The 20,477-nt window shown below is 74.3% G+C and carries 22 protein-coding genes; 14 read left to right on the forward strand and 8 right to left on the reverse strand.

The genetic code is table 11. The features are described 5' to 3' along the window. Positions 1-200: 200 nt before the first annotated feature. Together ACFWPI_RS30725 and ACFWPI_RS30730 are read right to left on the reverse strand one after the other, a co-directional pair. Positions 201-683 carry a hypothetical protein gene (locus ACFWPI_RS30725; protein WP_380375873.1) on the reverse strand — a complete coding sequence of 161 codons (483 nt, stop codon included), beginning with the start codon at positions 681-683 and terminating at the stop codon, positions 201-203. Positions 684-735: 52 nt separating this feature from the next. Further along, entirely contained in the window at positions 736-1,680 is a 945-nt protein-coding gene (locus ACFWPI_RS30730; protein WP_380375872.1) for a hypothetical protein, read from the reverse strand. Positions 1,681-1,802: 122 nt separating this feature from the next. On the opposite strand from ACFWPI_RS30730, the gene ACFWPI_RS30735 reads away from it, so the two are divergent. Then, positions 1,803-2,114 carry a helix-turn-helix transcriptional regulator gene (locus tag ACFWPI_RS30735; RefSeq protein ID WP_063352995.1) on the forward strand — a complete coding sequence of 104 codons (312 nt, stop codon included), beginning with the start codon at positions 1,803-1,805 and terminating at the stop codon, positions 2,112-2,114. Positions 2,115-2,282: 168 nt separating this feature from the next. Continuing rightward, positions 2,283-3,536 carry an MFS transporter gene (locus ACFWPI_RS30740; protein WP_380375870.1) on the forward strand — a complete coding sequence of 418 codons (1,254 nt, stop codon included), beginning with the start codon at positions 2,283-2,285 and terminating at the stop codon, positions 3,534-3,536. 11 nt (positions 3,537-3,547) lie between these two features. Here the strand turns inward: ACFWPI_RS30740 and ACFWPI_RS30745 are convergent, their stop codons facing one another. Genes ACFWPI_RS30745 through ACFWPI_RS30755 form a run of 3 tightly spaced genes read right to left on the reverse strand, consistent with a single transcriptional unit; the run spans position 3,548 to position 5,153 of the window. Further along, positions 3,548-4,396: a helix-turn-helix domain-containing protein gene (locus ACFWPI_RS30745; protein ID WP_380375869.1), complete on the reverse strand. Its 849-nt coding sequence runs from the start codon at positions 4,394-4,396 to the stop codon at positions 3,548-3,550. A gap of 15 nt (positions 4,397-4,411) precedes the next feature. Next, positions 4,412-4,927 (reverse strand): DUF6879 family protein, encoded by a 516-nt coding sequence (locus ACFWPI_RS30750; RefSeq protein WP_380375868.1) that lies wholly within the window; start codon positions 4,925-4,927, stop codon positions 4,412-4,414. Beyond that, positions 4,899-5,153, reverse strand: coding sequence for a hypothetical protein (locus ACFWPI_RS30755; protein ID WP_380339282.1), 255 nt, complete (start codon positions 5,151-5,153; stop codon positions 4,899-4,901). The genes ACFWPI_RS30750 and ACFWPI_RS30755 overlap by 29 nt, the downstream gene beginning before the upstream one ends. Before the next feature lie 228 nt (positions 5,154-5,381). On the opposite strand from ACFWPI_RS30755, the gene ACFWPI_RS30760 reads away from it, so the two are divergent. The 3 genes from ACFWPI_RS30760 to ACFWPI_RS30770 all read left to right on the forward strand — a co-directional run bounded on the left by ACFWPI_RS30760 (position 5,382) and on the right by ACFWPI_RS30770 (position 8,206). Beyond that, positions 5,382-5,543 carry a hypothetical protein gene (locus ACFWPI_RS30760; RefSeq protein WP_350886069.1) on the forward strand — a complete coding sequence of 54 codons (162 nt, stop codon included), beginning with the start codon at positions 5,382-5,384 and terminating at the stop codon, positions 5,541-5,543. After that, complete coding sequence (locus tag ACFWPI_RS30765; protein WP_380375866.1) at positions 5,544-6,737, forward strand: methyltransferase domain-containing protein; 1,194 nt, start codon at positions 5,544-5,546, stop codon at positions 6,735-6,737. Between the two features lie 335 nt (positions 6,738-7,072). Continuing rightward, positions 7,073-8,206: an FAD-dependent oxidoreductase gene (locus tag ACFWPI_RS30770; RefSeq protein ID WP_380375865.1), complete on the forward strand. Its 1,134-nt coding sequence runs from the start codon at positions 7,073-7,075 to the stop codon at positions 8,204-8,206. A gap of 98 nt (positions 8,207-8,304) precedes the next feature. Here the strand turns inward: ACFWPI_RS30770 and ACFWPI_RS30775 are convergent, their stop codons facing one another. Next, complete coding sequence (locus tag ACFWPI_RS30775) at positions 8,305-9,312, reverse strand: phosphotransferase family protein (RefSeq protein ID WP_380375863.1); 1,008 nt, start codon at positions 9,310-9,312, stop codon at positions 8,305-8,307. Between the two features lie 244 nt (positions 9,313-9,556). Here ACFWPI_RS30775 and ACFWPI_RS30780 point away from each other — a divergent pair, with 244 nt between their 5' ends. Then, the gene (locus tag ACFWPI_RS30780; protein WP_380375861.1) at positions 9,557-10,552 is read left to right on the forward strand and encodes a zinc-dependent alcohol dehydrogenase family protein; all 996 of its coding nucleotides are present in this window, start codon (positions 9,557-9,559) and stop codon (positions 10,550-10,552) included. 79 nt (positions 10,553-10,631) lie between these two features. On the opposite strand, the gene ACFWPI_RS30785 is transcribed toward ACFWPI_RS30780, so the two are convergent. Both ACFWPI_RS30785 and ACFWPI_RS30790 read right to left on the reverse strand, forming a co-directional pair. After that, on the reverse strand, positions 10,632-10,979 hold the full coding sequence (locus ACFWPI_RS30785; RefSeq protein WP_063352990.1) for a helix-turn-helix transcriptional regulator: 348 nt from the start codon (positions 10,977-10,979) through the stop codon (positions 10,632-10,634). Between the two features lie 351 nt (positions 10,980-11,330). Further along, positions 11,331-12,203, reverse strand: coding sequence for a bacterial transcriptional activator domain-containing protein (locus ACFWPI_RS30790; protein WP_063352989.1), 873 nt, complete (start codon positions 12,201-12,203; stop codon positions 11,331-11,333). Between the two features lie 597 nt (positions 12,204-12,800). Here ACFWPI_RS30790 and ACFWPI_RS30795 point away from each other — a divergent pair. From ACFWPI_RS30795 to ACFWPI_RS30830, 8 genes are all read left to right on the forward strand, one after another. Next, positions 12,801-14,012 (forward strand): aminotransferase class I/II-fold pyridoxal phosphate-dependent enzyme, encoded by a 1,212-nt coding sequence (locus ACFWPI_RS30795; protein WP_063352988.1) that lies wholly within the window; start codon positions 12,801-12,803, stop codon positions 14,010-14,012. A 102-nt stretch (positions 14,013-14,114) separates the two neighbouring features. Next, on the forward strand, positions 14,115-15,353 hold the full coding sequence (locus ACFWPI_RS30800; protein ID WP_380375860.1) for a beta-ketoacyl-[acyl-carrier-protein] synthase family protein: 1,239 nt from the start codon (positions 14,115-14,117) through the stop codon (positions 15,351-15,353). Next, positions 15,350-16,219 carry a MaoC family dehydratase gene (locus ACFWPI_RS30805; RefSeq protein WP_380375859.1) on the forward strand — a complete coding sequence of 290 codons (870 nt, stop codon included), beginning with the start codon at positions 15,350-15,352 and terminating at the stop codon, positions 16,217-16,219. Before ACFWPI_RS30800 ends, ACFWPI_RS30805 begins: the two co-directional genes overlap by 4 nt. 7 nt (positions 16,220-16,226) lie before the next feature. Beyond that, complete coding sequence (locus ACFWPI_RS30810) at positions 16,227-17,780, forward strand: AMP-binding protein (protein ID WP_380375858.1); 1,554 nt, start codon at positions 16,227-16,229, stop codon at positions 17,778-17,780. Between the two features lie 77 nt (positions 17,781-17,857). Beyond that, positions 17,858-18,130 carry an acyl carrier protein gene (locus ACFWPI_RS30815; RefSeq protein ID WP_063352985.1) on the forward strand — a complete coding sequence of 91 codons (273 nt, stop codon included), beginning with the start codon at positions 17,858-17,860 and terminating at the stop codon, positions 18,128-18,130. A 3-nt stretch (positions 18,131-18,133) separates the two neighbouring features. After that, a complete protein-coding gene (locus tag ACFWPI_RS30820; protein ID WP_380375856.1) occupies positions 18,134-19,165 on the forward strand; it encodes a hypothetical protein in 1,032 nt (343 codons plus the stop codon). Further along, on the forward strand, positions 19,158-20,096 hold the full coding sequence (gene trpA / locus ACFWPI_RS30825; protein WP_380375854.1) for a tryptophan synthase subunit alpha: 939 nt from the start codon (positions 19,158-19,160) through the stop codon (positions 20,094-20,096). Before ACFWPI_RS30820 ends, trpA begins: the two co-directional genes overlap by 8 nt. Beyond that, the gene (locus ACFWPI_RS30830) at positions 20,090-20,464 is read left to right on the forward strand and encodes an ectoine synthase (RefSeq protein ID WP_380375852.1); all 375 of its coding nucleotides are present in this window, start codon (positions 20,090-20,092) and stop codon (positions 20,462-20,464) included. The genes trpA and ACFWPI_RS30830 overlap by 7 nt, the downstream gene beginning before the upstream one ends. Positions 20,465-20,477: the final 13 nt, after the last annotated feature.

Below are 20,477 nucleotides of genomic sequence, written 5' to 3' on the forward strand. Positions count from 1 at the left end.
CTCGCCGCGAAGCTTCTCGATATCCCCCAAATCCACGCCGACAGGATGCCCGACCCGAAGACCAAGATCAAGTTAAGTTAACGAAGTACTACTAGCGCCGCGCCTGCGCTGCGAACCCGCCAAGGCCCCTGGCGGGAACGGCCGGTGCCGCGCGGAGCCGGTGCGCGCAGGATCGCGGCCCCGCGTCGGGCGGCGTGCGGTCAGCGCAGGGCGGCGAGTTCGCTGACGCGCAGGGTGGGGGTGCCCAGGAAGAGGTCGGCAGGTGCCGGGCCGTGGGCGATGTTGAGCGTGTCGAGCCGGTAGGTCCACGCGCCGTCGTGCGCGTGGGCGAAGCGGTAGTTGATCTGCCAGCGCAGCCATTGCCCGCGGGCCAGGCGCAGTGCCGGGGGGCGGCGCCGTCGGCGCGGCATGCCGAAGGGCGTCGCGACGAGCTGGACCCGCAGCAGGTGGCCGGCCTCCTGGAGGAGCACGCCGGTGTCCGTGCGGGAGCCGGGTGTGCTCTCGTGCGTCAGGGAGCGGGGCCGGAAGCCGTCGGACTCGTGCATCCGGACCTCGTGGACGAGGGGCGGTGAGCCGGGCGGCAGCAAGAAGGCGGTCGGGGCCGCGTTGCGCCGGGCGGCTTCGGGTCCGCCCCGGGACTGTCCGGTCCATGACGTGCGGACCCACTGCATCACCGTTTCCACGGGGCCGATCCTGCGGCAGGGCGGTGCCCGGGCGCCACGTCGTTTCGGCGGCTCACGGCACCGGCCGGGGCCGGGCGGGTGGGCCTGACGGCAACGGCCATGCGCGGGTGGGCGCGTAGTCGGCCTTGAGGCTGTGCAGCTGGGCGGCGAGCAGGCGGCCCGCCGCCCCGGCCAGGCCCTGGCGGTCCGTCACCGGATGCGGACCGTCCAGGAGGGACATGGTGAGGCGGTAGGTCGACAGGGCTCTGTCCGTCCGGGCCCCGGTCTGCTCCCGGGACGGTGCGCGGGACAGGACCAGTACCGCCGGCTCGCGGTTCTCGGCGATGGCGGCGCCGAGGCGGGCGTGGCCGTCCAGGACCACATGGCAGTTGAGCCCGCTGAACCACCAGAGCAGGACGGGCGCCAGGATGCCCTCCCGGGCCTGCTTGCGGCAGGCCTTCACCCGGGGGTCGTCGGGTGGCGGCATCCGGCGCAGCGGCATGACCCGCCACGAGCCGTCGAACCAGTCGATGTAGCCGTCGGGATGGCCGTCGAGCAGCAGGGAACGCCACTGGCCGCCCGGCCCGCCTGCGGCCGGTGCCATCCCCTCGCGGGCGAGCCGCGGGGAGAGCACCCACCGCCCCTCGTGGAGCGGGCCGGCGGCGCGGGCGTGCAGGGCGCCGGCGAAGCGGTGTGCCCAGCGGGCGTACCAGGACGGCCCTCCCGGCCCGGCGACCGCGCACGCCTCGGCGACCGCGCACGCCTCGGCGACCGCGCGTGCCTCGGCGGCCCGCAGGGGGACGACGGGGGAGCGGTAGTGGTCCGTGCGGGAGTACTCGACGCCGCACCGGTCGTCGTCGATCCTGCCGGTGAGCACCACCCGCGGCCCCTGCGACAGGACGATCAGGTTCCCGTTCGCCGTCCGCGGCCGAAGCCCCGGTTCGGTGGCAGGGGGGAGCTCCAGGCCCAGGCCGCCCCAGGATTCGCCGTCGGCCGCTGTCAGATTCCTCCGGTGCACCGGCCGATCCTAGGCGCCGGCAGGCCCGCGTCGCCCCGCCCGGCCCGGGTTGACACGTTTCTTCACATCTAGAATATTGGATGCGTCATCTGGTCGAGGGTCGGGCGAAGGGGGTGCGTGCGGTGGATCCGCTGGCCGTTCACAAGGCGCTCGCCAATCCGGCGCGGGCGGACTTCCTGCGCTGGCTCAAGACGCCCGAGCGCTACTTCGACGAGGACTACTACCGCGAACGCGGCGTGGGCTTCCACATCGGCGTGTGCGTGACGGACATCCGGGAGAAGTCCGGGCTCGCCCAGTCCGTGGTCTCCGGCTACCTGCAGATCCTGCGCGACGCCGGACTGCTGGTGTCCGAACGCGTCGGCAAGTGGACCTTCTACCGCCGCGACGAGGAGACGATCGCCGCGTTCGCCGCCTACGCCCGCGACGAACTCTGACGCTCCGCCCCCTCAGGGGCGCACCCCACCGCCCCCGCCGGGGCGGCCCGGGCTGCGCCCTTCCTTTTCGCCCCATTCCATCTAACTATCTAGATTTGTAGCCCTGTGCGTGGGGGGCGGGTGCCGTGCGCCCGCACACCCCGCGCACCGGGCGGACGGAGGCAGCACATGGCAAAGACCGGCCCCGCCGTCCTGACGCTCTCCCTGGGAGTGTTCGGGATCATCACCACCGAGATGGGCGTCGTCGGCGTCCTGCCCCGCATCTCCGAGGACCTCGGCGTCACACCCTCCGCCGCCGGCTGGCTGGTGGGCGTCTTCGCCCTCGTGGTCGCCGCCACCGGGCCGTTCGGCACCCTGCTGGCCTCCGGCCTGCGCCGCAAGGCCGTCCTGGCGGGCGCCCTGGCCGTCTTCGCGCTCTCCAACGCCGTGTACGCGCTCACCGGCGACTTCGCCGTGATGTTCGCCTTCCGGATCCTGCCCGCGCTCTTCCACCCCGTCTTCTTCGCCGTCGCCCTCACCACCGCCGCCAACCTGGTCCCCGCACACCGCGCCACCCGGGCGGCCACCACCGTCTTCGCCGGCGTCACCCTCGGCTTCGCCTTCGGCGTGCCGCTCACCTCCTACCTCGCCGAACACGCGGGCCTGGCCGCCGCGTTCTGGTTCGGCGCCGGCGTCAACCTGCTGGCCTGCCTGGGCGTCCTGCTCCTCCTGCCCGCCACCCCCGCAGCGCCCACCACCCCCACCACCCCCACCACCCCCGCAGCGCCCGCCGGTCGGCGCCCCTCCTACCGGGGCCAGCTGGCCATCCTGCGCCGGGGCCGGCTGTGGCTGTCGGTCCTCGCGGTCGTGTGCGTGTTCGCCGCGATGTTCTCCGTCTACGGCTACTTCGCCGAATACCTGGAACGCGTCACCGGCCTGAGCGCCTCCCTGGTGGGCGCCGCGCTGATGGCCTTCGGGATCGTCATGGTCCTCGGCAACCTCCTCTTCGGCCGCCTCCTGGAACGCGACCTGCTGCGCACCGTCACCGCCTTCCCCGCCCTCTACGTCCTCCTCTACGCCCTGCTCTACGCGATCGGCCCCTGGCCCGCGCCGATGACCGCCGGCGTCCTGCTCTGGGGCGCGGTGCACTCCGGCGGACTCGTCGTCAGCCAGAGCTGGCTGGCCCGCGACGCCCAGGACGCACCCGAGTTCGGCAACAGCCTGTTCATCTCCTTCTCCAACCTGGGCATCACCGCCGGCAGCGCGGTGGGCGGCCTCGTCGTCTCCACCGCCGGCGCCCGCCACCTGCCCTGGGCCGGAGCGGGCTTCGCCCTCGCCGCCCTGGCCGCCGTCCTGCTCCGCCGCCGCCTGGGCCCCGGCGCCCCCGCCGCCGCCGCTGCGCCGCAGGCGCAGGCGCAGGACGCACCGCCCGCCACCGTCTGACGGCTCCCGTATCAGTCCAGGCAGGCCAGGGCGTCCGCCACGAGTGAGCGCGCTGCCGCGCCCCGTACCGCCCCCTGTGAGAGGCGGTCGAAGGCCCGGGCGTACAGGCCGACCTGGCTGGGCTGGGTGAGGGTGAAGGCAGCGTCCAGCGTGTCCGCGTGGACCCTGCTGTCGTCGAAGATCGTGAAGGTCGGCATGGGCCACACGTCCCGTTGTGCCGCGAACGGGACGATGCCCAGGGCGACGTTCGGGAGATCCATGGCTCCGAGCAGGTGGCCGAGCTGCGCGGCCATGGCCTCGGCGCTGCACACGCGGTACCGCAGCACGGACTCCTCCAGGACGAAGGAGAACCGGCGTGTGCCGTTGTTCAGTACCGCGTTGCGCTTCATGCGGGCCGCCACGGCGTCACTCACGTCGTTCGGGATTTCCCGGAAGTCCGCGATGGACGCCAGCAGGGCGGCGGCGTATCCAGGTGTTTGGAGGAACCCGGGGATCACGTCGGAGACGTAGGTCCGGAACACCTTGGTCTGTCGGTACAGGTCTCCGGTGGACTCCTGCAGACGGCGCAGCCCGCTTCGCTGGAGCCGTCTCCACTGCACGTGGGCGTCGGTGGACTGCCTGTTGGCGGCGATCAGGTCGGGGATCTGATCGTCGGCGTCACAGGCCCGGCACCACGCCCTGATGTCCGCGTCGGAGGGGGGCGTCCTGGCGTTCTCGATCCGGGACGACTTCGACTCCGACCAGCCGCACCTGATGGCCAGCTCCCGCCCGCTGATCTCTGCGTCCTTGCGGATCTCGCGCAGCCGGGCGGCCAGGACTTCGCGGGCCTGCTGGACGCTCGCAGAGGGGTGCGCGGGCACGGAGGCGGGCCTTCGTCAGATTCCGTACAGGTGGTGCGGGACCGCTCGCTCCCAGACCGCTTCGAACGCGGTGGCGCACAGCTTGACGGTCTGCGGGTCCTCGGTGATCTCGTCCTCGACCACCGCGCCGTCGCCGGAGAAGTGGTGCACCCGAAGCAGCGCGCCGTCGAACAGCCAGAAGTCGTTGCCCGGCAGGGGGATGCCCGTGGCCCGTCGCCGGGGCAGCCAGCGGACCTCCTCGCCCGCCGCGACGTTGGCGTGGGTGACGTAGTGCTCCCACCGGATGTACGCGGACACGGGCTCGGAGACGACCCGGGCCCGGCGCACGGCCACACCCCGGGCCACCGTGTCCGTGATCAACTGGTCATAGGGATGCCACCAGGACCCGCGGTCCTCCCAGTCGATCCGCTCGCCGCGCCGCCACGCCTCGAACCGCTCCGTCGGGGCGTAGGAGTCCCGCAGCTCCAGATGGACGGCGGACCGCCGGCACCGCCCGAGCAGCTCAGCGAAGTCGGGCACGCTCGACGGCATCACAGGCCTCCCTGATCATGGGCACCATCCGGGCCGGAATCCTGACGATGGTCTCACTGTCGGGTACCGGACCGTTCGCGGGGCTGCTCGCCTCGCACTGCGCCTGAGTCTCGGGGCTCGCATTCCACCCCTGCAACAGGATCTCCTGAGCCTGCGGGTCCACCCACACGGTGGGGCAGTGGTCCCGATCGGTGTCGGGATCGATGCCAACGAACTCCACGGCCATGGTCGGCTCCCTGGTCCAGGTGCTTTCTCGGGCTCGCACAAGCTTTGCCGAGCAGCGGATACGGCGTCAATACGGGTACTCGCCAGGGTGATTGAAGTGCAAGCTCGTGCAAGTTCGTAGAGTCCGGTGCCTCGCTGTCCGTAGCGTGGCCTGTGCCGGTCACAGCAGACGGCGCAGGAAGCATCCGGGTGGAGTGCGGAGCCCGGGACGACGCGAAGGAGCCCGGCCATGGGTTGGGGAACCGGCAAGGGTGGGAGCAGCGGCGGCGGATCGGGCCGCAACGACGGCGGACAGGGCAAGCACGCGGGGAACAAGGACCCGGGCAAGTCGGCCCCGAGCCCCGACACGCAGGGCAGCAAGGGCGACAACAAGCACGGCAAGGGGAAGTAATTGCCTGAGCACGAGGGTCAGCCGGAGCAGGCCGCCGTTCGCGGCCTGCTCTCGGCCGTCGGCAAGGAGCTCGGCCGCGACGTGGCCCCGGAATGGGCGGCAGCCGCCGAAGCGGCGCCCCGGTCCTGGTTCCTCGCCGACCGGGTGTGGCTGGACGACGGGAACGGCGGCTACACGCCGTGCGACCGCGCATCCGATCCGGAGGGCTGGAACAAGGCCGCCTACGCCGACGTACCGGTCGTCACGCAGGTCAACGACGGGAAGGACCCGGACGCAGACCCATGGCCGTCGTCCTCGGCATCGGCCCCGTCCATCGTGTTCCGCATGCTCGAAATGCTCGATCTGCGGGACGGCATGACCGTGCTGGAGATCGGCACCGGCACGGGGCTGACGGCCGCCTACCTGAGCCACCGGCTCGGTTCGCCGAACGTCGTCTCCGTCGAGGTGGACGCGCAGGTCGCGACGCGAGCCCGGACCAGTCTGGCGAACGCCGGTTTCAGCCCCGAAGTGGTCTGCGGCGACGGCACCCGAGGGTGGGGCCTGCGGGCCCCGTACGACCGTGTCTCGGTGACCTGCGCCCTGCAAGGCGTCCCCGAGGCGCTGGTCCGCCAGACCAGGCCCGGTGGGCTGATCCTCACGCCGTGGGACAACCCGTGGGTCTGCTGGGGCCTGCTGAGGCTTTCGGTCGCCGAGGACGGCAGCGCCGAGGGCCGTTTCAGTCCCTACAGCGCGTTCATGCTCGCGCGGAACCAGCGAACGGACCTGCGGATCTATCGGGACGTGGTCCGCGACGAGCACGTGCCGGACGAGTCGCACACCGAGCTGCCCGCGCACGGGATCGCGGAAGACCGGTGGGACCTCGCGTTCACCATCGGCGTGCACCTCGGCAACGTCTGGACGGCGTGGGACGACGACCCCGACGTGGACGGCGTCGCCCGCCGGCTCTGGCTCGCCACCACCGACGCCACGTCGTGGGCGGCCGTCGATCGGGCGGACGACGGGTCGAGCGGCTACACCGTGTGGCAGTACGGCAAGCGGCGGCTGTGGGACGAAGTGGCACAGGCGCACGCCTGGTGGATCGGCCACGGCGAACCCGGGCCAGAGCGGTTCGGGCTGACCGCGACCCCCCAGGGCGAGCACCGGTACTGGCTCGACAGCCCGGGCAACGCCGTCCGTTCCAGGGACGATCGCTAAGGCTCGGACCGGGGCGCGGACGTCTCTCATCGCGACGGTCCATGCCTGCCGCCGTCCCACACGGGGTGTTGTTCAGCAGGGGACGGGGACGGCGAACCCTCGCGCCGGACCGGATTGAGGAAGGGCCCGCCGATCCGGCGCGGCCGCCCAAGAGCCCTTCCTGCGAAGCGAATCGGGAGCGCGCCGCGGCGTGCAGCGGGCGCGGTGACGGCCGGATGCCGGGGGTGTGAGCCGGGTGCCGGTGGCCTGTCAGTGGCGTGCCGGTGGGGCCTGGGAGCTTTCCGGGGACAGGCCGGGTGCCCATCCGGCAGGCGTGCGACAGACAGGGAACCACCATGACCACCGACATCACGATCATCGGCGCCGGACTCGGCGGGCTGACCCTGGCCCGGGTCCTGCACCTGCACGGCATCGCGTCCACGGTCTACGAGGCGGAGGCCTCGCCGGCGGCGCGTGCGCAGGGCGGGATGCTCGACATCCACGACTACAACGGGCAGCTCGCCGTCCGGGCGGCCGGCCTGATGGAGGAGTTCGAGGCCCTCGTGCTGGAGGGCCGCCAGGCGATGCGGATCCTCGACCGGGACGGGAGCGTCCTGCTCGACAAGGCCGACGACGGCACGGGCGGGCGCCCCGAGGTGCAGCGCGCCGAACTGCGGCAGATGCTGCTCGACTCGCTCCCGGCCGGCACCGTCCGGTGGGGCCGCAAGGCCGCCGGCGTCCGCGCCCTGGGCGCCGGCCGCCACGAGGTGGCGTTCGCCGACGGCGCCACCGCCGTCACCGGCCTGCTGGTCGGCGCGGACGGCGCGTGGTCCCGGGTGCGGCCGCTGCTGTCCGCCGCCACCCCCGAGTACACCGGCACGTCGTCCGTCGAGACCTACCTGTTCGACGCCGACACCCGCCACCTCGCCGCCGCGAAGGCGGTCGGCGGCGGGTCGATGATGGCGCCCTCGCCCGGCGCGGAGATCTTCGCCCACCGGGAGAGCGGCGACACCCTGCACACCTACGTGATGCTCACCAGGACGCAGGACTGGTTCGCCGCCGTCGACTTCACCGACCCCGCCGCGGCACGCGCCCGCATCGCGGCACAGTTCGACGGCTGGGCACCGGAACTCACCGCGCTGATCACCGACGGCGACACCGCCCCGGTCCTGCGCCCCCACTACACCCTGCCGATCGCCCACCGCTGGGACCGGGTGCCGGGGGTGACCCTGCTCGGCGACGCCGCCCACCTCACCGCCCCCAACGGCGAGGGCGCCAACCTCGCCATGCTCGACGGCGCCGAACTCGGCCAGGCCCTGGCCGCGCACCCCGGCGACACCGAGGCCGCCCTCGCCGCGTACGAGCGGACCATGTTCCCCCGCAGCGCCGAGGCCGCCTCCGAGGGCGTGCACATGCACGAACTCCTCAACGGCGACGACACCCCCCGCGCCCTGATCGCCGCCTTCCTCGACGGCGAACCGGCCTCCTGAACCGCCCACCTGAACCGCCCACCTGAACCGCCCGCCTGAACCGCCCACCTGAACCGGCCTCCTGAACCACCCACCGGCAAACGGGCGCAGGGCGGCGCTCAGGCGTACCGGTCGAGCAGCGCCTCCAGGTAGTCCTCCAGGCGCCGGCCCAGCAGGGCCGGCGTCAGGTCGCCGCGCCCCAGCTCCCGCCACGGCACGGCGACCTTCTCCGCGTCCGGGGCGAACGCCAGCGCGTCCAGCAGCCGCCAGTACAGGTGCGCGCCCGGGTCCTCCTCCAGCGTGCCGCCGGCCGCCAGGTAGCGGGCGGCGAAGTCCAGGCCGGTGTCCACGCCGTGCAGCAGGGCCAGGGCGGTGGAGCAGTGGGCCATGTCCAGGTCGGCCGGGCCCCAGGAGGTCTCCACCCAGTCCACGACCCCGCTGACGGCCAGCGCGGCGCCCTGCCCGGTGAACAGCACGTTGCCGGGGTGGAAGTCGCGGTGCAGGAAGCACGGCCGGTACGCGGGCGCCTCGCGGCGGATCACGTCCACCGCCCGCCGCCACACCCCGGGACGCGCCGTGGCCCCGGGCACCTGCACCCGATCCGGGGCCGTCCACGCCTCGAAGGCGCGGGGTCGCTCGCCCGGCGCCACCGCGAGGGCGTGCACGGCGGCCAGCTGACCGGCCAGCAGGTCCGCGCGGCGCTCCACGTCGCCGTCCTGCGCCACCCGCACGCCGCCCGGCAGCAGCGACATCACCAGCGACGGGTGGTCGCAGAACTCGCCCGCCGCGTCCAGGGCGTGCAGCCGCGCCGCCGGCACGCCGCCGTCCGCGAGCAGCCGCAGCACGCCGGCCTCACGGGTCAGCAGGGCGGGCGCGTGGCGCAGGTAGAACGGCTTGACGAACGAACGCAGCACCAGCGCGTACCCGCCCGGGACCGGGCCTGCCTCCGGGCCGACGTCCAGGCGCCGCATCCGCGACGTCCAGCCGCCGCGCAGGCCCGTCACCGAGCGCACCCGGTGGCCCGGGGGGAGGCCCTGCTCCACCCATCGCAGCGTGGCGGCCCAGTCCCGGCCCGAGGACCCGTACGGTTCGTGCGGGGGTTCGTGCGGCGGCGCGAAGGCGTTCATCCGCCGAAGGATACGAACACCGCCCGCCCGCCGCGACGCCGGGTTCCCCCCGCTCCCGCAGTCATGGCCTGACGCAGGGTCAACTCACCGTCAACGCCCGCCGACCGCCCACTATTCCGAGACCAGTCGAAGTTTGACAGTTTCCCGCGCACCGGGTTACGTAAGTGGCCGCACCGCACGCCGCACCGCACGCCACGCCGCACGCCACACCGCCACCGGCCCACCACAGCAGGGGAGTTGCGCCATGTCCAGGACCGTCGTCTTCGACCGCACCGGAGGACCGGAGGTCCTGACCGTGCGAGCCGCCGCCGTACCCGTGCCCGGCCCCGGCGAACTGCTCATCCGCGTCAGCGCGATCGGCCTCAACCGCGCCGAGGCCCTCTTCCGCGCCGGTGCCTACCTCGACGAGCCCAAGCTGCCCGCCACCCCCGGCTACGAGGCCGCCGGCACCGTGGAGGCCCTCGGCGAAGGCGTCACCGGCTTCGCCGCCGGCGACCGGGTCGACACCGTCCCGGCCTTCTCCCAGAACGACTACGGCGTCTACCGCACCCACGCCCTCGTGCCCGCCCGCGCCGTCGTCCACCACCCGGCCGGCCTCACCGACGTCCAGGGCACGGCCGTGTGGATGCCCTACCTGACCGCCTACGGCGCCCTCGCCGAGGACGGCCACCTGCGCCCCGGCGACCACGTCCTGCTCACCGCCGCCGCCTCCGGCACCGGCCTGGCCGCCATCCGCACCGCCCGCCGCCTGGGCGCCGTCCCCATCGCCACCACCCGCACCCGCGCCAAGAAGCAGCAACTCCTGGACGCCGGCGCCGCCGACGTGATCATCACCGGCGAGGAGGACCTGGTGGCCCGGGTGGACGCCATCACCGCCGGCGCCGGCGTGCGCACCGTCTTCGACCCCGTCGCCGGCCCCGGCGTCCTCACCCTCGCCCGCACCATCGCCGCCGGCGGACGCCTGATCGTCTACGGCCGCCTCGACCCCCGCGACACCCCCCTGCCCGGCCAGGACACCTTCGCCCCCGTCACCAGCCGCTTCTACTCCATGCACGACATCACCCGCGACGACGAACGGCTGCGCCGCGCGCAGGCCTTCGTCGCCGCCGGGCTCGCGGACGGCTCTTTCACCCCCGCCGTCGACCGGGTCTTCGAGGGCCTCGACCGGATCGCCGAGGCCCACCGCTACCTGGAGGCCGGCACCCAGGTCGGCAAGATCGTCCTCACCGTCCAGAACTGACCCCACTGACCCCACCAGGGCCGAGCCTTCCAGAACCGGCCCGTCCCACGGCCGCCGGCCGTGGGACGGGCGGGCCCGCTCAGGGCGCCGTGCGGGCCTCGGCATCGGCGGCGGCGACCACCGCCGACAGCAGGCCCGGGAAACGGCCCTCCAACTCCTCGGCGCGCAGCGAGTTCATCTTGGTGGTGCCGACGTAGTACTGGTGCAGCAGTCCGGCCTGGCGCAGCACGTTGAAGTGGTGCGTCGAGGTGGAACGGGAGACCGGAAGATCAAAGGAGCCGCAGCTCAGCGCGGCGCCCGCGTGGGCCAGCCGGCGCACCACCGATCTGCGGGCAGGGTCCGCGAGTGCCTCCAACACCTGCTGGACCCTGAGGTCCTCCACACCAGGGTGCACGATCACCCGCGCCGCCACGCGTGCCCGTCCCACACCCACCACCCCTTCCCAACGCTCGACCCCCGTCCCGGTTCGGTAAAAGCCGCGCGGCGTGCGCGACTTCGCGCCTCGACGCTACTACGAGCGCGCCGTGCGCCACGCCCACCGCAACACCTCCGCAACACGCGCGCGCCCGCCCCGGCGCGCCCGCGACCCCCGCGCCCCCGCCCGCCCCCGTGCGCGCACGCGGGCGGGCGGCCCCCTCAGCGTCGGGGCGCCGCCCGCCACGACGACAGGCCGTCAGGCCGCGCGCGCACCGACAGGCTCTCAAGCCGCGCGCCCCGGCGATCCGCCGAACCACGCGCGCACCGACAGGCCGTCAGGCCGCGCGCACCGCCGGTCCCGTCAGGCCGCGCGCACCGGCGGCCCGGCCGGGCGCGCCAGCCGGGCCAGGGCCAGCGGCTCGAAGATCCCCATCAGCACCGGGTCCACCGGCCGCACCACCGCCGGAGCGGGCGCGACGGGAGCGGGGGAGCGCAGCAGCGCCAGGTAGAGCTCCTGGGTCTCGGCGGCCGGGTCGATGCCCAGCTCCTCCGCCAGCACCCGGCGCAGCTGCTGGTAACAGCGCAGCGCCTCGGCCCGGTTGCCGGCCGCGGCCAGCGCCTCCATCCGGCAGCGGTAGGCGCTCTCGCGGAACGGGGCGCGGCGCACCGCCTCGTCGGCCCAGCGCAGCGCGTGGTGCTCCTCGCCCAGCGCCGAGGCCGACAGGCTCGCCGTCTCCAGCGCGGACATCCGCAGTTCCTCCACGTGCTCGCGCACCCCGCCCGCCCACTCGCCCTCGTGGTCGGGCAGGAACGCGCCGCGCAGGTTGGCGATCGCTCCTGCGGCCAGCTGCTGCGCCACCGCGTAGGAGCGGGCCGCGTACGCCTCCCCGGCCTCCCCGACCGCGCTGGCGGCGGCCTCCAGGTCCACCGCCGCGTCCGCGGGCAGCCGCAGGACGTAGCGCCCGCCCTGGGCGATCAGCGGGGTGGCGCCCGGGCCCTGGCCGGGGGAGGCGACGAAGGCCCGCACCCGCGAGACCACGCTGCGCAGCGCGGAGGCCCAGGTGTCGGGCAGGCCGTCGGGCCAGATGGTGTCGGCCAGCTGGTCGCGGCTGGTGCCGGCGGAGCGTTCCAGGACCAGGCGGGCGAACGCCACCTGGGCCTGGGCGCTGGACAGGTGCTGCGGGGCGCCGCGGTCGTGCTCGATCGTCACAAGTCCTGTCAGGCGGATCAGCATGAGAATGTCCCCGATCTGCCGGACGGACTGTCTTCCCGGAAGCCGTTCAACGTGCTCCAACCCCCTTGAGCCAAAGCGGAGCCGACGGCCCGTGACGCCAGGCCGACGGCGTGGGAAACCTGGACCGGAAATTCCGCCTACCAGCCGTTCGGTTTCGGCGGATTTCGACCATACATTCGGCGCATCACACGGTGTCAACACTGGTCGGCAAAACATACCCACCGGCCGGTCCATGCGTCGTGGACGCAGGGTTTCTGCACGTCAGAGCGTTACCGCAGGCCGAGAACACGGCTATTGCGGACGCCTTGCGCATCCTGCCGTAGAAATGTAGTCATCCTTGAGCACCCCGCGTGAAGGCTTCGAGAAACACCACCCACCCCCTGCGCCGGGCACCACCCGTAAAAGCCCCGGGACTATCCCGGGAGGAAACCCCAGCACCACCACCCGCCCCCGCGCCGGGAAATACCGAAAACAATCCGGAACAAGCCGACGACGAACCGCCGAACAGCCGACGGACAACCGGCGGCAAACCGACGGCAAACCGCACGGCAAAACCGCCGCGCGCCCGCCGCGCCCCGCCGAGAAGGAGACCCGCACGTGAACGCCACCGGAGCATGGGACCGCCTGGAGCCGAAGCTCGCCGCCACCCTGGACCGCGTGGCCGCGCTGGAGTCCGACCCCTCACGCCGCAACAGCTTCGTCGCCTACACCATGGAACGCGACAGCGCCTACTGCGACCTGGACGGCGAGCGCCTGCTCATGATGTCCGGCTACAGCTACCTGGGCCTGGCCGGAGACGAACGCGTGGTGGCCGCCGCCAAGGCCGCCGTCGACGTCTACGGCACCGGCAACCACGGCGTGCGCGCCCTGGCCGGCACCATCCCGCTGCACGAGGAACTGGAAGCCGAGGTCGCCCGCTTCGCCCGCCGCGAACGCGCCCAGGTCTTCGGCTCCGGCTACGCCGCCAACGTCGGCACCGTCGGCGCCCTGGTCGGCCAGGGCGACACCGTCCTGATCGACAAGTACGACCACGCCAGCATCGTCGACGGCTGCCGCCTCTCCGGCGCCACCGTCACCCGCTTCCGCCACAACGACGTCGACCACCTGGAACGCCGCCTCAAGGCCGCCTCCCCGACCGGCGTGCGCCTGGTCATCGTCGACAGCGTCTACTCCATGGACGGCGACATCGCCCCGCTGCCCGAACTGCGCGCGGTCTGCGACGCCCACGACGCCCTCCTGATGGTCGACGAGGCCCACGCCCTGGGCGTCATCGGCGAGACCGGCGGCGGCATCGAGGAGCACTTCGGCTACCGCCACCGCGTCGACATCAAACTCGGCACCCTCTCCAAGGCCATCCCCTCCATGGGCGGCTGGGTCGCCGGCAGCCACGAACTGATCGGCCACCTGCGCTACGCCGCCCGCCCGTTCCTGTTCTCCGCCGCCCTCGGCCCCGCCCAGACCGGCGCCGCCCTGGAGTCCCTGCGGATCCTGCGCCGCGAACCCGAACGCGTCACCCACATCCAGGTCCAGGCCGAGCGCCTGCGCCGGCGCCTCAACGACGCCGGCATCTCCACCATGGACTCCGCCACCGCCGTCCTGCCCGTCATCGCCGGCTCCGACGACGCCGCCTACGACTACGCCACCGCCTGCCGCAAGGCCGGCGTCATCGGCCTGCCCGTCGTCACCCCCGCCGTGCCCAACGACCTGGCCCGGCTGCGGATCGCCGTCACCGCCCGCCACACCGCCGCCGACATCGACTTCGCCGCCGACGCCTTCCTGACCGCCGCCGCCCAGACCGGCCTCATCTGACCGAGCCGGCCCCCGGCCCACCCAGGAAGGCCCGCCGGCCCCCGGCCCCGCCCCACCTGGGAAGGCCCGCGCCGGCCCCCAACGCCCGGAAAGGACAAGACCATGGCAGCCCGCCCCACCCGGCCCCCCATCGCCGTCACCGGCCTGGGCGTCGTCAGCCCCGCCGGCCACACCCCGGACGCGTTCTGGCACACCGTCAGCACCGGCACCCCCACCGCCACCGCCCTCACCGACCCCGCCCTGGCCCGCCACCGGGTCCGCCTGGGCTGCCGCGTCACCGGCCTGCCCGACAACGGCCCCGTCCCCGCCAAGGACGCCCGCCGCCTCGACCCCTTCGCCCACTACGGCACCCTCGCCGCCCTCGCCGCCCACCAGGACGCCGGCGCCCCCGAACCCGACCCCGGCCGCAGCGCCATCGTCGTCGGCAACGCGGTCGGCGGCCGCACCACCAGCGACCGCGAATCCGCGCTCTTCACCACCGCCGGACCCCTGCGCGTCAGCCCCCTGATGCCCCTGGTCACCATGCCCAACGCCGCCGCCGCCCAGATCGCCATGCGCCTGGCCTGGACCGGCCCCGCGCTGACCATCGCCACCACCTGCGCCTCCAGCGCCGACGCCATCGGCCACGCCGCCCTCCTCCTGGAAACCGGCCGCGCCGACATCGTCATCGCCGGCGGCTGCGAAGCCACCCTCACCCCCGTCACCCTCGCCGCGTTCGGCAACCTCGGCGCCCACTCCCAGCGCAACGACGACCCCGCCCGCGCCAGCCGCCCCTTCGACACCGACCGCGACGGCTTCGTCATGGGCGAAGGCGCCGGCTTCCTCGTCCTCGAACGCCTCGCCGACGCCCGCGCCCGCCACCGCACCCCCTACGCCCTCCTCGCCGGCTACGGCTCCAGCGCCGACGCCTACCACCTCTCCAACCCCCGCCCCGACGGCGCCGGCGCCGTCGCCGCCATGCGCGCCGCCCTCACCGACGCCGGCCTCACCCCCGCCGACATCGCCCACGTCAACGCCCACGGCACCTCCACCGTGCACAACGACCGCGCCGAAGCCGCCGCGCTGCGCACCGTCTTCGGCCCGCACGGCGTGCCCGTCACCTCCACCAAGGGCGCCATCGGCCACCTCATCGGCGCCGCCGGCGCCGTCGAGCTGATCGCCGCCGTGCAGGCCATGAACAGCCGCCTCGCCCCTCCCACCGCCAACCACGAGCACACCGAACAGGGCCTGGACCTCGACGTCGTCCACGGCACCGCCCGCCCCATCCGCGCGGGCGCGGCCCTGTCCAACTCGTTCGGCTTCGGCGGCCACAACTCGACCCTGGTGGTGACCCCGCTATGACCACGACCACACCCGCGACCACACCCGAGCCCGCTACGGCGACCGGGCCCGCCCACCGCACCGCCCGCACCAGCACCACCGTGACCGCCGACGCCCTGGCCGCCTACCGCACCGCCGCCCGCACCGGCCTGCCCCCCGCCCCGGACGCCGCCGCCGCCCCCGCCCACCCCTTCGTCCTCGCCCACACCCTCGCCCAGCACACCGTCACCACCCTGACCACGGGCGACACCGGCTTCACCGGCGTGGTCCACCTCGCCCAGGAGATCCACACCCACCACCCCCTCACCGCCGGCACCCACGTCGACATCGACGTCACCGTCACCGCCGCCCGCCGCGAAGCCCGCGGCACCCGCCTGGCCCTCACCACCCACCTCACCGACGGCACCCGCACCCTGGCCCACCTGACCACCTCCGCCCTGCTCGTCGGCGCCACCACCATCGAACCCTTCGGCACCCTGGGCCCCGCCGCCCACCCCGGCACCACCCCCGACACCGAACCCCTCACCCTCACCCACACCCTCACCCCCGCCGACGTCACCGCCTACGCCCACGCCGCCGGCGACCTCAACCCCCTGCACCTCGACGACGACGCCGCCCGCGCCGCCGGATTCCCCGCCGCCATCGCCCACGGCATGCACCTGGTCGCCCTCGCCACCGAGGAGATCACCGACCGCCACGCCGACGGCGACCCCACCCGCCTCACCGCCCTGGGCGCCCGCTTCGCCGCCCCCACCACCCCCGGCACCCCGCTGCGCCTGACCCTGCAGCCCTACGACCGGGGCACGGTGGTGCGCTTCACCGTCGCCACCCAGGCCGGCACCGCCGTCAAGGCCGGCTGGGCCGCCCTCACCCCGGCGGGGGAGTGAGACCCCGATGACCACACCCGCCGAACCCGCCGAACCCGCCGCGTCCGCCGCGTCCACCGCGTCCGCCGCGCCCGCCGTGCAGGCCCCGCCGCCGCTGTCGCTGCCCGACGCGTTCACCGCCCACGCCCGCACCCGGCCCGACGCCGTCGCCCTCCTGTGGCACGAGCGCGCCGTCACCTACCGCGAACTCGCCGAAACCGCCGAACGCGAACGGCTGCGCCTGCACACGCTGGACCTCGCCCCCGGCGAGCCGGTGGGCCTGCCCGCCGCCAAGTCCCCCGAGCAGATCGCCCTCGTCCTGGCCTGCCTGATCGAGCGCCGCCCCTTCCTGCTGCCCTCCCCGCAGCTGGCCCCCGCCCTGCTCGCGGCCCTGTTCGCCCAGGCCGGCGCCCGCCACCTGCTCGCGCCCCTGGGCCAGGACGCCCCCGCCCTGCCCGCCCTGGCCCGCCCCGCCCCCGTGCCCACCCTCGCCGCCGGCACCTCCTTCCTGCTCACCACCTCCGGCTCCACCGACCTGCCCAAGATCGTCCCCCTCGCGCAGGCCGCCGTCGACCGCTTCACCGCCTGGGCCCACGACACCTTCGACCTCGGGCCCGGCCGCGTCGTCGCCAACTACGCCCCCCTCAACTTCGACCTGTGCCTGCTCGACGTGTGGGCCACCCTCGCCGCCGGCGGCACCGTCCTGCTCATCGACCCCGCCCACGCGCTCAACGCCCGCCACCTGCTCGCCCAGCTCACCCGCCACCGCCCGCACGTCCTCCAGGCCGTCCCCCTCGCCTACGCCCTCCTCGCCCAGGCCGCCGCCCAGACGGCAGGCCCGGCGGTGCTGGACAGCGTCGAGCACGCCGCGTTCACCGGCGACGCCATCGACGCCCGCACCCTGGCCGCACTGCCCGCCCTGCTGCCCGGCGCCGCGCTCTACAACATCTACGGCTGCACCGAGACCAACGACAGCTTCCTGCACCGCCTGGACCGCCTGGACGCCACCGCCGCCCTGCCGGTGCCCATCGGCACCCCCCTGCCCGGCGTGCGCACCCTGCTCGCCGCCCCCGACGGCACCCCCGTCACCGGCCCCGGCCACGGCGAACTGTACGTCTCCACCCCCTTCCAGGCCGCCGGCTACCTGGACCGCTCCCGCGACACCGGCCGCTTCACCACCCAGCCCGAAGGCGCCGGGCCCGGACGGCGCTGGTTCCGCACCGGAGACCTGGCCGCCCGCGACGAACACGGCCGCCTGCACCTGACCGGACGCGCCGACTTCCAGGTCAAGGTCCGCGGCGTCGCCGTCAACACCGCCGAGGTCGAACGCGTCCTGCTCGCCCACCCCGAGGTCCGCGAGGCCGCCGTCGCCGCCGCCCCGGACCCGCTGACCGGCAAACGCCTGCACGCCGCCGTCCAACGCGCCGCCGGCTCCGCCCTCAACAGCCTCACCCTGCGCGAGCACCTGGCCCGCAACCTGCCGCGCGCCGCCGTGCCCGAACGCCTGGCCATCCACGACACCCCGCTGCCCAAGACCGCCACCGGCAAGGTCGACCGCAAGGCCGTCCTGCCCACCGCCTGACCGAGCCACCCGACCATCGCCCGACCATCACCTGACGACGCCACCAAAACCCGACACACCCAAGGGAGTTGCGAGCCATGAGCAACATCGCCCAGATCAAGCGGTTCCTCATCGAGGAGTTCCTGCCCGACGTCACCCCCGAGCAACTCGCCGACGACCACGACCTGCTCTCCGACGGCGTCATCGACAGCCTGGGCGTCCTCAAGCTCATCGCCTGGGTCGAGGACCACTTCGCCCTGCCCGTCGACGACACCGACCTCGACCCCAACAACTTCCGCTCCGTCACCGCCATCGACGCCTTCATCACCCAGCGCCGCGCCGTCCCGGCCAGCGCCGTGGCAGGCGGCTGACCCGTGCACCCGGCCCTCACCGCCCTGCTCGCCGGGCACGACGTCGACCTGGACACCTGGCGCTCGTGGTGGGACCAGCTGGAGCAGCGCACCCCGGGCCCGGCCCGCGACAGCGACCGGGCCCAGGCCGCGGCCCTGCTGGCCGCCCTCACCACCCGCCTGCCCGCCCCCGACACCCTCGCCGCCTTCACCACCTCCCTGACCGAACGCAGCCCCCACCCCGGCCCCGCCCACCCCGCCAGCGTCAACATCGTCGGCACCGGCGGCGGCCCGGCCACCTTCAACCTCTCCACCGCCGCCGCCCTGACCGCCGCCGCCATGGGCGTACCCGTCGTCAAGACCGGCTCCCGCGCCTACACCAGCAGCGCCGGCTCCATCGACCTGCTGGAGCGCCTCGGCATCACCCTCACCTCCTCCCACACCGCCACCGCCGACCACCTCGCCCGCCACGGCATCGCCTTCGCCGGCCCCCACGTCTACCCGCCCGCCCTCACCCGCCTGGCCCGCCTCCTGTTCCCACTCACCCTCAAACCCTTCGGCCGCCTCCTCAACACCCTCGGCCCGCTGCTCGCCACCGTGCCCGTCACCGCCCAACTCACCGGCACCAGCGCCACCACCGACCTGCCCGCCCTGCGCCACCTCGCCCCCCGCACCCCCGGGCGCGCCGTGTGGCTGGCCACCAACACCGCCGGCGCCGACGAACTCCTGCCCTTCGCCGACAACACCCTGCACACCCCCGACACCACCTTCCACCTGCCCGCCGGCTCCATCGCCCCCGCCGACGGCACCCTGGCCGACCTCGCCCCCCACCCCGAGGACCTCACCGGCCACTTCCTGCAAGCCCTCGCCGGCCGCGCCGGCCCCACCGCCACCCACACCATCGCCCTCAACGCCGCCGCCCTCGCCCTCGCCTCGGGCCGCCACACCCACTGGCACACCGCCCACACCGCCGCCCTGGACGCCCTGGCCGACGGCGCCCCCCGCGCCCTGGCCGCCCGCCTGCGCGCCGACCACAAGGCCCCCGCCCATGCCTGACACCACGTTCTTCGCCGCCCGCGCCGACGGCCGCCCGCACCTGGCCCTGTTCCTCAACGCCGGAGACCCGCCCGCCCGCCTCACCGACCTGGCCCTCGTCCTGGAGGAGGAAGGCGTCGACGTCCTCGAACTCGCCGTCCCCTTCCCCAACTCGCCCACCGACGGCCCCGTCATCCGCCGCTCCGCCGACCGGGCCCTGGCCGCCGGCACCACCCTGGACACCGTCCTGGGCGAACTCGCCACTCTGCGGCCCCAGTTGAAGAACATGAAGATCGCACTGCTCGCCGACTGGAGCCACAGCCTGCGCGCCGCCGACCCCGCCACCTGCGCCCGCGCCATCGCCCAGGCCGGCGCCGACGCCCTGCTCGTCCACGCCCTGCCGCCCCGCCTGCGCCCCGCCTGGCGCCAGGCCCTGCGCGAGGCCGCCCTGCCGCAGGTCGCCACCTGCTACCCGACCTCCACCCCCGAGGTCCTCGCCGCCGCCGCCCGCGACGCCCACGACGCCTACGTCTACCTCGTCGCCCACTACGGCCGCTCCGGCACCACCCCCGCGCAAGGCCACCACACCCTGGCCGCCACCGTCGCCACCCTGCGCGCCGCCGCCCCCGCCACCCCGGTCGCCATCGGCTTCGGCGTCAAGAGCGCCGCCGACCTGGACGCGGTCGCCGCCGCCGGAGCCGACGCCGCGATCGTCGGCTCCGCCGCCGTCGCCCGCATCGAGACCGCCCTCACCGAGGGCCGCGACGCCGCCCAGGCGCTGCGCGCCCTCCTCCACGACCTCCGCCCGCCCGGGCCACCCCAGCCCGCCACGGCCGGACGCACCACCAGCACCACCGCCGTACCGCGCACCACCAGCACCACCGCCACGAGCACCACCCCCCGGCACCACCACCCCCGCCCGCTGACACGAAAGGCAGAACCAGCATGCTGATCCGCGACCTTGACGACGTCCAGACCGTCGAGTGGGGCAACGGCCTGTCCCGCCGCTTCCTGGTGGCCGGCGACAACCTCGGCTACAGCCTCACCGACACCATCGTCAACGCCGGCACCAAGTCCCGCCTGGAGTACCGCAACCACCTGGAGGCGTGCTACTGCATCGCCGGCTCCGGCGAGGTCATCGCCATGGACGGCACCTCCCACCCCATCACCCCCGGCCGCCTCTACGCCCTCGACGAGCACGACGCCCACTACCTGGTCGCCAGCCCCCACGAGGACCTGCGCCTGGTCTGCGTCTTCTCCCCGGCCCTGCGCGGCGACGAGGTCCACCAGCTCGACGCCTCCTCCTCCTCCGCCTACTAGGCGACCCTCCCCT

It is taken from the genome of Kitasatospora sp. NPDC058492 (assembly GCF_042720685.1).
Classification (GTDB): domain Bacteria; phylum Actinomycetota; class Actinomycetes; order Streptomycetales; family Streptomycetaceae; genus Kitasatospora.

Excerpts from the sequence above, each read along its gene's own strand:
- ACFWPI_RS30775 (WP_380375863.1), bottom strand. The coding sequence starts at position 9,312 with ATGAACGCCTTCGCGCCGCCGCACGAACCCCCGCACGAACCGTACGGG.
- ACFWPI_RS30740 (WP_380375870.1), top strand. The coding sequence starts at position 2,283 with ATGGCAAAGACCGGCCCCGCCGTCCTGACGCTCTCCCTGGGAGTGTTC.
- ACFWPI_RS30750 (WP_380375868.1), bottom strand. The coding sequence starts at position 4,927 with ATGCCGTCGAGCGTGCCCGACTTCGCTGAGCTGCTCGGGCGGTGCCGG.
- ACFWPI_RS30805 (WP_380375859.1), top strand. The coding sequence starts at position 15,350 with ATGACCACGACCACACCCGCGACCACACCCGAGCCCGCTACGGCGACC.
- ACFWPI_RS30755 (WP_380339282.1), bottom strand. The coding sequence starts at position 5,153 with ATGGCCGTGGAGTTCGTTGGCATCGATCCCGACACCGATCGGGACCAC.
- ACFWPI_RS30800 (WP_380375860.1), top strand. The coding sequence starts at position 14,115 with ATGGCAGCCCGCCCCACCCGGCCCCCCATCGCCGTCACCGGCCTGGGC.
- trpA (WP_380375854.1), top strand. The coding sequence starts at position 19,158 with ATGCCTGACACCACGTTCTTCGCCGCCCGCGCCGACGGCCGCCCGCAC.
- ACFWPI_RS30760 (WP_350886069.1), top strand. The coding sequence starts at position 5,382 with ATGGGTTGGGGAACCGGCAAGGGTGGGAGCAGCGGCGGCGGATCGGGC.
- ACFWPI_RS30830 (WP_380375852.1), top strand. The coding sequence starts at position 20,090 with ATGCTGATCCGCGACCTTGACGACGTCCAGACCGTCGAGTGGGGCAAC.
- ACFWPI_RS30780 (WP_380375861.1), top strand. The coding sequence starts at position 9,557 with ATGTCCAGGACCGTCGTCTTCGACCGCACCGGAGGACCGGAGGTCCTG.
- ACFWPI_RS30810 (WP_380375858.1), top strand. The coding sequence starts at position 16,227 with ATGACCACACCCGCCGAACCCGCCGAACCCGCCGCGTCCGCCGCGTCC.
- ACFWPI_RS30815 (WP_063352985.1), top strand. The coding sequence starts at position 17,858 with ATGAGCAACATCGCCCAGATCAAGCGGTTCCTCATCGAGGAGTTCCTG.
- ACFWPI_RS30770 (WP_380375865.1), top strand. The coding sequence starts at position 7,073 with ATGACCACCGACATCACGATCATCGGCGCCGGACTCGGCGGGCTGACC.
- ACFWPI_RS30790 (WP_063352989.1), bottom strand. The coding sequence starts at position 12,203 with ATGCTGATCCGCCTGACAGGACTTGTGACGATCGAGCACGACCGCGGC.